7 protein-coding genes and 3 pseudogenes are annotated in these 12,756 nt (G+C 62.4%); 5 read left to right on the forward strand and 5 right to left on the reverse strand.

The features are described 5' to 3' along the window. Positions 1–12: 12 nt before the first annotated feature. Positions 13–1,926: a methyl-accepting chemotaxis protein gene (locus tag ACEVBK_RS18755; RefSeq protein WP_375056397.1), complete on the forward strand. Its 1,914-nt coding sequence runs from the start codon at positions 13–15 to the stop codon at positions 1,924–1,926. On the opposite strand, the gene ACEVBK_RS18760 is transcribed toward ACEVBK_RS18755, so the two are convergent. After that, positions 1,923–3,473, reverse strand: coding sequence for a PAS domain-containing methyl-accepting chemotaxis protein (locus ACEVBK_RS18760; protein ID WP_375056398.1), 1,551 nt, complete (start codon positions 3,471–3,473; stop codon positions 1,923–1,925). The genes ACEVBK_RS18755 and ACEVBK_RS18760 overlap by 4 nt on opposite strands. 263 nt (positions 3,474–3,736) lie before the next feature. After that, positions 3,737–4,612, reverse strand: a complete 876-nt coding sequence (locus ACEVBK_RS18765) for an MBL fold metallo-hydrolase (RefSeq protein WP_375056399.1) — start codon at positions 4,610–4,612, stop codon at positions 3,737–3,739. 320 nt (positions 4,613–4,932) lie between these two features. Here ACEVBK_RS18765 and ACEVBK_RS18770 point away from each other — a divergent pair. The 3 pseudogenes from ACEVBK_RS18770 to cydX form a co-directional block, all read left to right on the forward strand. Then, a pseudogene (locus ACEVBK_RS18770) lies at positions 4,933–5,359 on the forward strand (cytochrome ubiquinol oxidase subunit I). Further along, positions 5,352–5,647, forward strand: a pseudogene (gene cydB / locus ACEVBK_RS18775) (cytochrome d ubiquinol oxidase subunit II); the annotation flags it as partial. The pseudogenes ACEVBK_RS18770 and cydB, both read left to right, overlap by 8 nt. 87 nt (positions 5,648–5,734) lie before the next feature. After that, positions 5,735–5,809 (forward strand): annotated as a pseudogene (gene cydX / locus ACEVBK_RS18780) (cytochrome bd-I oxidase subunit CydX); the annotation flags it as partial. 82 nt (positions 5,810–5,891) lie between these two features. On the opposite strand, the gene ACEVBK_RS18785 reads toward cydX, so the two are convergent. From ACEVBK_RS18785 to prlC, 3 genes are all read right to left on the reverse strand, one after another. Further along, the gene (locus tag ACEVBK_RS18785; protein WP_375056400.1) at positions 5,892–6,650 is read right to left on the reverse strand and encodes a class I SAM-dependent methyltransferase; all 759 of its coding nucleotides are present in this window, start codon (positions 6,648–6,650) and stop codon (positions 5,892–5,894) included. Beyond that, entirely contained in the window at positions 6,619–9,009 is a 2,391-nt protein-coding gene (locus ACEVBK_RS18790; protein ID WP_375056401.1) for a putative bifunctional diguanylate cyclase/phosphodiesterase, read from the reverse strand. The genes ACEVBK_RS18785 and ACEVBK_RS18790 overlap by 32 nt, the downstream gene beginning before the upstream one ends. A gap of 124 nt (positions 9,010–9,133) precedes the next feature. Beyond that, entirely contained in the window at positions 9,134–11,176 is a 2,043-nt protein-coding gene (gene prlC / locus ACEVBK_RS18795) for an oligopeptidase A (protein ID WP_375056402.1), read from the reverse strand. 221 nt (positions 11,177–11,397) lie between these two features. Here prlC and gorA point away from each other — a divergent pair, with 221 nt between their 5' ends. Beyond that, positions 11,398–12,750: a glutathione-disulfide reductase gene (gene gorA / locus ACEVBK_RS18800; protein ID WP_375056403.1), complete on the forward strand. Its 1,353-nt coding sequence runs from the start codon at positions 11,398–11,400 to the stop codon at positions 12,748–12,750. Positions 12,751–12,756 lie beyond the last annotated feature (6 nt).

A 12,756-nucleotide genomic window follows, 5' to 3' on the forward strand; every position in this document is an offset into this window, starting at 1 on the left:
AGGGTCTGGCCGATGAAAGTTTCGCTGTTTTCGATGTTGTCTTCACTGCTGCTGATCGCCCTGGCACTGCTGCTGGCCGGCGCCTTCTACCTGGGCGACCGGCGCCTGCAGCAGGGAGAAGAAACCCGGGCCGGGCTGGAACAGCTGCGCCGCGACGCCAACATCTCCCTCTATCGCACCATCTCCGCCTACCTGGCCAGGGGCGACACCAGCCTGATGACCGAGGCCGAGCATCGGCTGCAGGCGATGGAAACCGCCCTCGCTCACTATACCGGCGGCGAGCCGGTCCGACAGGCGGTGGGTCAGCTGTATCGACAGCTGACCCACGACTTCCGCGAGGCGGGCAAACTCTCCGGCAACAGCCAGCACCTGCTGCAGCACGCCGAGCAGGAGCTGGCCGACCAGCTCAGGGCCCTGGCCCGCTACGCCGACAGCCCCCACAGCCTGGCCCCCCGCTACCAGACCCTGGTGGGGGAAATGCTGGCCGCCCTGCCCCGCCTTGTCCACCTGCGCCAGGGCTATATCGGCGACAACAACCCCCGGCTTCGCCAGGCCCTGGATTTCCAGTTGAACGAGCTGACCCAGCTGTCCGCCCAACTCCAGGCCCTGCCCCTGCTGGGCATCTATCAGGAGCAGGAAGTGGACGAATTCGCCCTGCGCAAACCCAAGCCGGTGGAACTGGGTGACGCCCCCCGCCGGGAGGTGCAGAGCCTGCTCAACCGTTATCCCAAGGAGTTGGGCAACACCCAGGACAGCCTGGCCCTGCGCAGTCGAGCCTCGGAAGCCCTGGGCGCCAGCCTGAACGAGATAGAACAACAACTGGATCTGCTGGTGGAGCGGCAGGAGGCGAGCCGCGTGCAGGAATACCGGCAACTGGCCCTGCTGCTGCTGGCCCTGTGCGCCACCCTGCTGCTGTTCGCCCTGCTCAGCTACCTGTTCCAGCGCATCCTGGTGGTCAACCGCCTGCGCCTGCTGCGCAACGCCTTCCGCCAGCTGCTGCAGGACGGCCAGCTCGCCACCCTGCCGGTGACCCATCCCAACAGTGAACTGGGCCAGATCGCCACCAGCTTCAACGGCCTGATCGACAGCCTGCAACAACAGCAGTACAGCCGGGCCGAACAGCTGCAACACGTCTCGGGGGCCCTGGAGCAGATGATCGAGGAGGTGTTGGATATCCAGCGCCATACCCACACCACCGACCAGACCATGGGCGGCAGTGTCCATATGGTCAACGAGCTCAACCACTTGGCCCAGCAGATGCGCCAGGCCACCGACGACATCGCGCTCACCGCCCGCGACAACCTGCAGGCCATGGGAATCAGCCGGGAACGGGTGGAACAGCTGGTGCTGACCGCCGAGCAGAGCCAGCAATCCGCCATCACCGGCCAGCAGGCCCTGGCCAGCCTGGCCAGTTCGGTCGGCGACGCCGCCGCCATTATCGGGGTGATCCAGCAGATCGCCGAGCAAACCAACCTGCTGGCGCTCAATGCCGCCATCGAGGCGGCCCGGGCCGGGGAACACGGGCGGGGCTTCGCGGTGGTGGCAGACGAGGTGCGCAAGCTGTCCGGCAATACCCAGGGCTCGCTCAGCGAGATCGGCGGCATCATGGAGCGGCTGCGCCTGGCCAGCGACGAACTCAACCTGACCATCAGCAAGATGATGCAGGCCGCCGCCGCCCAGCACGAGCAGGCCCAGATCCTGATGGAGGTAACCGAGCAGGTGCGTGCCACCTCCCAGGCCACCACCACGGTGGCAGAGAGGGGCGCCGGCCACGCCGACAGCCAGGCCGCCGAACTGGGCCGCTTCATGGAGCTGATGGACCAGCTGAAAGGCCAGTCCACCGAGGTATCGGCCCGGGCCGACCAGGTGGTTACGCGTATCCGTCGCCAGGCCGGCACCATCACCGCCATGCTGCAGCAGGCTTAGCGGCGAAGCCGCACCAGCAGATCGTAGAGCTCATCGGCCACCGACCTCAGCCCTTCCATGCTGGACGATGCCTGAGTAGCCTGCCCCAGGCTGCCCTGAGCCAGGGACGAAATATGATCGAGCTGGCGATTGATTTCTCCCGCTACCTGCGCCTGTTGCTCCACAGCAGTAGCCATTTGAGTCGACATGTCGGCGATGCTGCCGACCGCTCCGGAAATGCCCGACAGCATGTCTTCGGTTTCACGCACCCGGACCAGGCCGGCTTCCGCGTCCGCCCGACCATGCTCCGCCACCTGTACCGAGCTCGCCGCCTGCTGCCTGAGATCTTCCAGGATTTGGTGGATTTCCCTGGTAGAACTCTGGGTACGCAGGGCCAACTGACGCACCTCATCCGCTACCACCGCGAAGCCCCGCCCGTGTTCCCCGGCCCGGGCCGCCTCGATGGCGGCATTGAGCGCCAACAGGTTGGTCTGATCCGCGATTTGCTCGATCATCACCGCCACCTGGGTAATACGCGCGGTCTGGCCGGACAGCTCCAGCACCGAACGGCTGATATTGTCCACGGTGTCACGCAACTGCTCAATGGAGCGGCGGGTCGTCATCGCCACCTCCCTGCCCTGGAGCGCCAGTTCGTTGGACGTTTCCGCCTGCCGAGCGGTTTCCTGCACATGACCAGACACATCGGCGATGGTGGTCGTCATCTGGTGCATGGCGGTGGCCACCTGCTCGGTTTCCTGCTGCTGGCGATGCATCCCCTCGGTCGCTTGATGGGACAGTTCAAACCCGGCTTCCGACTCCCGGGTCACCAGCCGGGCGGCATCCTCTATTCGGGTGACAATGGCGTTCAGCCTGGCCCGTTCGCTGCGGATACCAACCTGGATCCGGCCGAGCATGCCCTGTTCACTGGCATAAGTTTGCACCGCCAGTTCATGGCGGAAGGCATCGTCCAGCAGGGTATCCAACAATTGCAGACGGCGCCGATGCCGCAGGCCGGTAAAGAGGCCATACCCCACCCCTACCAGGGCGGGCCAGAGCGGCCACCAGGACATCCCGGCCCCAAAAAGCAGAGCAGCCCCCCCCAAACCGGCTGCCAGCCAGAACCCATCACCAACCAGGTGCCCCACCCGCCAAGAGGGAGCCGATCTGCGGATACGTCCATACAGTTGCCCGGTCCGGGCGACATCCTCCCGGGAAGGGCAAGAGCGCACCGATTCGAATCCCACCACCTTGCCCTGTTCGGTAATGGGCGCGACATAGGCATCCACCCAATAATAATCCCCGTTCTTGCAACGGTTCTTTACCATTCCCATCCAGGGATGCCCGGATTTCAAATGTTCCCACATGATCTTGAACGCCTGGGGCGGCATATCCGGATGACGGACAATATTATGGGGCTGCCCGATTAACTCCTCCCGTGAATATCCGCTCACCGCGACGAAGGCGTCATTACAATGCACTATGTTACCTTGAATATCGGTAGTGGATATCAGTCTTTCATCGGGGGGAAAGGTGCGTTCGGTATCGGTGACGGGCGTGTTCTTTCTCATTATTATCATGTCCCTGGGAAGAATTTTACCCATATAGTGTTAGCGCCAATAAAGCCGCCGACAAGGAGATTTTTGGCTCAGGTCATTCGACTGTTCGTTTCTACCGCAAATGACGGCTACCAATAATAAAGGACGATAATCAATCTTATTTGAATACCGGATCTGAATACTGCTACATCGAGCAGGCACCGTTGCCGTCTCGAACATGCGGAACCACGCTTTACCCGAAAGCGCTGACCTGGCCGGCACCAAGAACACCGCCCCTACAAACGGTTGATGGGAATCTTCAGGTAGATGCCGCCGTCATCTTCCGGCGGCGGCATGCGGCCGGCACGAATATTGACCTGGATGGCTGGCAGTATCAACCGGGGCATGGCCAGGGTGGCGTCCCGCTCGTCGCGCATCGTCACGAACTCGGGCTCCCCGATGCCGTCCCGCACATGGATATTGTGCCGGCGCTGCGCATCGACCGAGGTCAGGTACTGGTGCTCCCGTCCCGGCCTGGGGTAATCGTGACAGATATAGATAGCGGTCTGCTCGGGCAGGGCCAGCAGGCGACGGATGGAACGGTACAGCCGGCTCGAACTGCCGCCGGGAAAGTCGCAACGGGCGGTGCCCACGTCCGGCATAAACAGGGTATCGCCGACGAAGACCGCCTGTTCGTTGACGATATAGGCCAGATCCGCCGGGGTATGGCCGGGGGTATGCATTACCCGGAAGCGGAGCCCACCCACGTCGAAGATGTCACCGTCGGCGAACAGATGATCAAACTGGCTGCCGTCGGGCAGAAATTCCGGTTCCAGGTTGAATACCCGGCGGAAGATGTCCTGTACCCCCCGGATATGCTCGCCGATGGCGATGTTGCCGCCCAGTTGCTCCCGGATGAAGGGGGCCGCCGACAGGTGATCCGCATGGGCGTGGGTCTCCAGTATCCAGTGCAGGGTCAGCCCCTGTGCCCGGACAAAATCCACCAGTTGCCGGGCCGTGTCGGTACGGGTGCGGCCCGACTTGAAGTCGAAGTCCAGTACCGGATCGATCACCACCGCCTGGCCGCCTGGCCGGTCGTACACCACATAGCTGAAGGTTTCGCTGTCCTGCTCCAGGAAGGCCTGCACCAGGGGAGCCTTGGATAACGTCATGGGAAAGCCCTCCGTGTTCGGGATACCTTCCTTTAAATTAGCACAATCTAATTTAAATGCTAGCCGCTTTTCCCTGCCCCTCAACCCCGGTTATGGAAACTATCGCGAAACAAATTATTAACCACATGATAATCAAGAAAAATCTAATAGTTCAGAGACATATTTTCCTGATCTGGATCATCCTGGAAGGCGAAAAAACCATCACTTTAGAGGTGGCTTATACAGAGAGCTGGCCATGACTTTACCCAAGCTGGCCCTGTCCAGGGAAGCCGCCATAGCGCGGCAATGGTTCGATGCCCGACACACCACGGAGGCCGATAATGATCGGTGAAGATATTGTTGATCTGTCGCGGTTGCAGTTTGCCATAACCGCCTTCTACCATTTCCTGTTTGTTCCCCTGACCCTGGGGCTGGCTTTCCTGCTGGCAATCATGGAATCGGTCTATGTGATGACCGGCAAGGAAATCTACAAGGACATGACCAAGCTCTGGGGCAAGTTATTCGGTATCAACTTCGCCCTGGGGGTAACTACCGGCATCACCCTGGAATTCCAGTTCGGCACCAACTGGCCCTATTACTCCCACTATGTGGGCGATATCTTCGGCGCCCCCCGCCATCGAAGGACTGATGGCCTTCTTTCCCGAGTCTACCTTTATCGGTCTGTTCTTTTTCGGCTGGGACCGAGCGTGCTCGAAACCGGCCGCTACCATCACGCACTTGCTTCCAGAGAGGCCTGAACATGGATGATGAACTGCTGAAAATCATCTGGTGGGTGCTGATTAGCGTACCGCTTATCGGCTTCGCCATCACCGGCGGCGCCGGTGCCATGTTGCCCTTCGTGGGCGAGACCGACAACGAACGACGGGTGGCCATCAACGCGCAGGGTCCCCACTGGGACGGCAACCAGGTATGGTTTATCACCGCAGGGGCGCCCTGTTCGCCGCCTGGCCGGTGGTTTACGCCATGGCCTTCTCCGGTTTCTACCGGGCCATGCTGCTGACAGCCATTATCTTCGTACCCATAGTGCTCGGCTACACCCTGTGGTGCTACCGCAAGCTGTGGGGCAAGGTGACGCTGGAACAGATCGAGAAAAACTCAGCCGGCAGTTATTAAGGAGGCAACATGTGGTACTTCGCATGGGTCTTGGGGGTATTGCTGGCCTGCGCCTTCGGCATTATCAACGCCCTGTGGCTGGAGCGGCGGCTGTTCCGTCCGCCCCAGCCCTGGCTGTTTGTGGGGACTGGCCGGCTATTTCATCCTCTAGGCAAGAAGCCGGGCCCTACAGCGCTTCCTTCACATAAAGATCGAATCGGTTGTTCTTGCTTTCGATCTGTGCCGAGGGTTTGATCCCGTTGAGGAAACCGGCGTAATCCGGTCGCTTCACCACCACCCGGGCACGGGTCAGGCGCAGCGCCTGGGGCAGCAGGGCGTCGGCGTCTTCATCCGGGCCCACCAGGGAGTGGAATACCCGCATCTCCTTCTTCACCAGCGCCGTTTTCTTCTTGTGGGGGAACATGGGGTCCAGGTAGACCACATCCGGTACCTCGGTGATATCCACCAGGCCCTGGCCGAAGGGCAGCAGCCGCAACCGCGCGTTCACCCAGGGACCAATCTCTTCGTCCAGGGCCGCCCGCCGCAGGCCGTCGGCCAGCAGGGCATGCACCACCGGATGGCGTTCGCACAGGGTCACGACACAGCCCAATGAGGCCAGTACGAAGGCGTCCCGCCCCAGGCCGGCAGTGCCGTCCACCACGCTCGGGTTGTGGCCGTGCTTGAGCCCCACCGCCCGCGCGATGCTCTGCCCTCGGCCGCCGCCGAACTTGCGCCGGTGCGCCACGGCGCCGGCCACGAAATCCACATAAATGGCGCCGAGCCGGGGTTCGTCCAACTTGCGCAGCTCCAGCCGCCCCGCGCTGAACACCAGCGCGAAGGGCGCCGGGGTCGTCACCCCGGCCAGGGTCTGCGCCAACTGGTTGGCTTCATCCGCCAGGGCGGGGTCTTCCAGGCTAATCTGTACCAGGTGCTGAGTGTCCGGCATAGGACTCCAAAAAAGGTAGCAATTCACGAATGGCCAAGGGCCGGGCGATCAAATAACCCTGCAGGTAATGGCAGGGCTGGGCGGCAAGATACGCAGCCTGGGCCTCGGTTTCCACCCCCTCGATCACCACCGACATGCCCAGGTCGCCGATAATGCGCAGTATGCCTTCCAGCAGCAGGCCGTCGCGCCGGTTACCGGGCAGATGGTCGATGAAGCTCTTGTCTATCTTGACCAGATCGATGGGAAAGGCGCGCAGGTAGTTGAGCGCCGAATAGCCGGTACCGAAGTCATCGATGGCGATGCGGCAGCCCGCCTCACGCAAGGCACGGATCCGCTCCAGGTGCTGCTCATTGCCCTGCATGAACAGGGACTCGGTGATCTCGAAGATGATATGTCGGGGCGACAGTCCGTACTGATGGATTACCGACAGCCATTCGCCGCCGTCCAGTCCCAGGCTCTGGAACTCCAGGCTGGAGCGGTTCACCGACATCGCCAGGCCATAGCCCGCCAGCTGCAACCGGCGCAGGTCTGCGCAGGCCCGGTTCAGCACCCAGTCGCCCAGGGCCTGTACCATACCGCACTCTTCCGCCACCGGTATGAACTCTGCGGGGGAAACAGAGCCCAGGCTGGGGTGCTGCCAGCGCACCAGAGCCTCCAGTTTGATGATGTCACCGGATTCGGCGGCAACGATGGGCTGGTAGTGCAGGCAGAGGTTGCCTTGCTTGATGGCTTCCACCAGCTCATGCTGCAGCCGCAGCCGACGACTCTGCACCCGATTGAGCTGGCGGTCGTACAGGGCCAGGGGCTGCTTCTTCTGTTTGGCACCGAACAACGCCTGCTCCGCCTGCTGCAGCAGGCTCTCGGCGTCTTCCTCCTCGACACCGGGCCAGAGCGCTCCCCCCAGGGTGGCATCCACATAGAGGTGCTGGTTGGCCAGGCGAAGCGGCCGGTTGAGGGCTCCCAGCAGGTGCTTGCCGAAGATGCGCGCCTGACGGTGCTGCACGATGCCGGGCACCAGGATGGCGAATTCGTCACTGCCGATACGGGCCAGGAAGTCACCACCACGCAACCGGCTTTGCAACCGCAGGGCCACCTCCCTCAGTACCTGATCCCCTACCCTGTGGTTCATGGCATTATTGAACAGCCGGAAGTTGTTGAGATCCAGGATCATCAGCGCAAAGGGCTCCCGTCGCCGGCAGCACTGGCTCAGCCGGCGGTGAAAACTGGCCCTGTTCGCCAGACCGGTGAGGCCGTCTTCTTCCGTTTGCAAGGCCGGCTGCGTGATCGCTTTACTGTCGCTGATATCGCTGAATACCGCCAGATACTGACAAACCCTGTCCTGGCGTTTCAGGGTGGTAATCTTGAGCCACTCCGGAAAGACCTGGCCGTTTTTACGCCGGTTCCACACTTCGCCCTGCCAGTTGCCACGCTCCCGCAAGGATTCATTCATCTGCCGATAGAAGGCCTTGGAGTGCATGCCCGATTTTAGCAGCGAGGGAAAACGCCCGATCACCTCTTTCCGGGAATAGCCGGTGATCCGCTCAAACGCCGGATTGACTGCCGTAATACGGCCACTGTCGTCACACACCATCAGGCCTTCCGGACGGAATGGCTCCAGGCTCTGGCTCAACGGCGGGCCCCCTTCATTCCGCCCCGGTTGCTCCAGATTTTCCAGCAGGGCCACTATATGGTCGGGCCTGCCCCGGTCGTCGCTCACCAGGGTCATGTGCACCCGCCCCCACCACTGGCGGCCGTCTTTGTGCAAGAATCGTTTTTCCAACGTGGCCATGCTCTGACCGGGCTCCAGGCAGAGGCGTTGATAAAGGCGCAGGGTCTCGGGCCAGTCGGCGGCATGGGTGATGTGGCAGACAGAACGTTCCTGCAGTTCGGCAGCCTCATAGCCCAAGACCTGCCGGATCTGATCATTGCACCAGTGGATGATGCCGGTGGGGGTCAGTTTGAGCAGCGGCAACGGCAGATGATTGAGCAGGGTGAGCAAGCCGGCGCCAGCCATGCTCCTGTCATTCTGGCTGAACACGGCCCGGAACAGATTAAGCCAGGTAGAAAAGGGCAAATGGCGGCCTTTGTGCTGCCAGACGAACAACAGCGCATACCCGGGGTAACCGGAGCCGAGCGGTAACAAATACCCGGCCGCCATTCTCAGCGCCCGGCACTGGCTCCCAGGCAACGGCCCCCGGGAACGGTTCAGGCCCACCAGACTCACGCTGGAAGAGGCATCCCCCACCGCCAGGACGGGCTGCCAACCATCGTCCTGAAATCGACACAACAAGGCGCCGTCAGCCACCTTCTGTTCAACCAGCTGATCCAGGCACCACAGGTTAAACCATGACGAAACCATGCTTTCCATCTTGTCGACTATTATCCCGGGCCCGGTACCTATACCTGGTGTATACCCCATCTTCCCCGAAGTTGGCCAGACGGGGAGAGGAAAAAGGTGGACCAAGCCACCTTTTGCACAGTATTCAGGCGGCGATGCCGGAATGCCGCAGCAGGGCATCTATCTTCGGCTCCCGGCCGCGGAACTGCTTGAACAGCTCCATCGGCTCCTTGGAACCGCCCTGCTCCAGCACCGCATGCAGGAAGTCGCGGCCTACTTTCGCCGAGAACACCCCTTCCTCCTCGAAGCGGGCGAAGGCATCGCTGGACAGCACCTCGGCCCACTTGTAGCTGTAATAGCCCGCCGCATAACCGCCGGCGAAGATGTGGGAGAAACTGTGCTGGAAGCGGTTGAACGGCGGCGGCGGCAGTACCGACACCCTGTTGCGCACCTCGTTCAGGATGGCCTGTACCCGCCCCGGCTGGGAGCCATCCCCCGCCATATGCAGGCGGAAGTCGAACAGCGCGAACTCCAGCTGGCGCAGCATCATCAACGCCGAGTGGAAATTGCGCGCCGCCAGCATCCGTTCCAGCATGTCCGCCGGCAGCGACTCGCCGGTTTGGTAATGGCCGGAGATAAAGGCCAGCGCCTCGGGCTGCCAGCACCAGTTTTCCAGGAACTGGCTGGGCAGCTCCACCGCGTCCCAGGCCACGCCGTTGATGCCGGCCACCCCGGCTACGTCCACCCGGGTCAGCATATGGTGGATACCGTGGCCGAACTCGTGGAACAGGGTCAGCACCTCGTTGTGGGTGAACAGGGCGGGCTGGTCGCCCACCGGGCCGTTGAAGTTGCAGGTGAGGTAGGCCACCGGTTTTTGCAGGCTGCCGTCCTCCCGGTAGCGGCGGCCGATGCAGTCGTCCATCCAGGCGCCGCCACGCTTGTTGGCGCGGGCGTAGAGATCCAGATAGAAACTGCCGCGCAGCTCGCCGGTTTCATCGTAAATGTCGAAGAAACGCACGTCCGGGTGCCACACCTCGACTCCGAAGCGCTCCTTGACCTTGATGCCGAACAACCGCTTCACGGTCTCGAACAGGCCGTGAACCACCTTGTGCTCGGGGAAGTAGGGGCGCAGCTCTTCATCGGAGATGGCGTATTTGTGCTGCTTGAGTTTTTCGGCGTAATAACTGATATCCCAGGCGTTAAGCCGCTCGACGCCGTGCTGTTCGCGGGCAAAGGCGGTCAGCTCGGCCAGTTCGGCCTCACCCTGGGGGTGAGAGCGGCTGGCCAGTTGCTCGAGGAAGTCCAGCACCTGCTGCTCGCTCCGGGCCATCTTGGTGGCCAGGGATACCTGGGCGTAGCTGTCGTAGCCGAGCAACCGGGCCAGCTCCTGCTTGAGCGCCAGTATCTCCTCGATCACGGCGGTGTTGTCGAACTCGCCGGCGGAGGGGCCCTGATCGGACGCCCGGGTGCAGTAGGCCCGGTACAGCTCCTCGCGCAGGGCGGCATCGTCGGCGTACATCATCACCGGCAGGTAGGAGGGGATGTCGAGGGTGAACACCCAGCCGTCCAGCTCCCGCGCCCTGGCCTGGGCTTCGGCCGCCGCCAGGGCGGATTCAGGCAGGCCGGCCAGCAGGGCCCGGTCGGTGATGTGCCTGAACCAGGCCTGGGTGGCATCCAGTACCCGGTTGGAAAAGGTGGAGGAAAGTTCCGACAGCCGGGCCTGGATTTCCCCGAAGCGCTGCTTCTGCTCCGCTTCCAGGGCGATGCCCGACAGCCGGAAGTCACGCAGGGTATTGTCCACTTCCTTCTGCTGGGCCAGGCTCAGCTTCTTGAAGTCGTCCCGCTCCGCCAGCCCCTGGTAGGCGGCGAACAGGCCTTCGTGCTGGCCCATCCAGGTGTGGTACTCGGACAACAGCGGCAGACAGGACTCATAGGCCTGGCGCAGCGCTTCGCTGTTCATCACCCCGTTCAGGTGGCCGACGGGCGACCAGATCCGGCTCAGATGATCGTTCACTTCCTCCAGCGGCGCCACCAGGTTGTCCCAGGTGAACTCTTCGTGGCGCGCCAGCACCGTTTCCACCCGCTTCTTGCAATCCGCAATGGCATGCTCCACCGCCGGCTTGATGTGTTCCGGCTTGATCTGGCTGAACGGCGGCAGGCCGTCCATGGTAAGTAGCGGATTCGTCATGGTCCTGTACCTCTTATTGTTTTGGCCGTCGCCTTGCTCGCAGGCAATCGAGGGAATACCCCCTAACATGGTGACAGCGGCGCCAATGTTCAAGCTTTTCGTGCCGTCGCCCTCCAATTGACCGCGAATTCGGTTATTTACTGACCGTCAGCTTTAACAAGACTTGGTGTACAATCGGCCAACAGCTTTAATTGACCCCCACTTATCCAGGGAGCAGACATATGGCACAACATTTCGACTATATCGCCATCGGCGGCGGCAGCGGCGGCATCGCCTCCGCCAACCGGGCGGCCATGTACGGCAAGAAAGTGGCGCTGATTGAAGCCAAGGATCTGGGCGGCACCTGCGTCAACGTGGGCTGCGTACCGAAGAAGGTCATGTGGCACGGCGCCCAGGTCGCCGAGGCGGTCAAGCTCTACGCCGCCGATTACGGCTTCGACGTGGATCTCAAGGGCCACGACTGGGCCCGGCTGGTGGAAAGCCGCCAGGCCTATATCGGTCGCATCCACCAGTCCTATGACCGGGTGCTGGACAACAACAAGGTGACCGTGATCAAGGGCTTCGCCCGCTTCAAGGATGCCCGTACCCTGGAGGTGAATGGCGAGCAATACAGCGCCGACCATATCCTGATCGCCACCGGCGGGGAGCCCATCATTCCCCATATTCCCGGCGCCGAATACGGCATAGACTCCAACGGTTTCTTCGCACTGACCGAGCAGCCCGGGCGGGTGGCGGTGGTCGGCGCCGGCTACATCGCGGTGGAACTGGCCGGAGTGCTGAACGCGCTCGGCTCCGAAACCCACCTGCTGGTGCGCAAGCAGGCGCCGCTGCGCAGCTTCGATCCCCTGATCACCGACACCCTGGTGGAAGTCATGGCCACCGAAGGCCCGCAACTGCACACCCATTCCGTGCCCAAGAGCGTGGAAAAGCAGGCCGACGGCAGCCTGACCCTGCACCTGGAGAACGGCGAGTCCCTCACCGTGGACTGCCTGATCTGGGCCATCGGCCGCCGCCCGCTGACCCAGGGCCTGAACCTGGAGGCCGCCGGCGTGTCGGTGGACCAGCACGGCTACATCAAGGTGGACGAGTACCAGAACACCACGGCCCCGGGCGTGTACGCCGTGGGTGACAACATCGGCTATGTGGAGCTGACCCCGGTGGCGGTAAAGGCCGGGCGCCAGTTGTCCGAGCGGCTGTTCAACAACCAGCCCGAGGCCAAAATGGACTACGATCTGGTGCCGACCGTGGTGTTCAGCCACCCGCCCATCGGCACCATGGGCATGACCGAGCCCCAGGCCCGGGCCCAGTACGGCGACGACAACGTCAAGGTGTATACCTCTTCCTTCACCGCCATGTACACCGCCGTCACCCGCCACCGCCAGCCCTGCAAGATGAAGCTGGTGTGCGCGGGCGACAACGAGAAGGTGGTAGGCATCCACGGCATCGGCTTCGGCATGGACGAAATCCTGCAAGGCTTTGCGGTGGCGGTGAAGATGGGCGCCACCAAGGCCGACTTCGACGCCTGTGTGGCCATCCACCCCACCGCGGCGGAAGAATTCGTGACCATGCGCTGAGCGGGG

Origin of the sequence: Zobellella sp. DQSA1, assembly GCF_041950555.1 — a bacterium.
In the GTDB taxonomy this organism is placed as follows: domain Bacteria; phylum Pseudomonadota; class Gammaproteobacteria; order Enterobacterales; family Aeromonadaceae; genus Oceanimonas.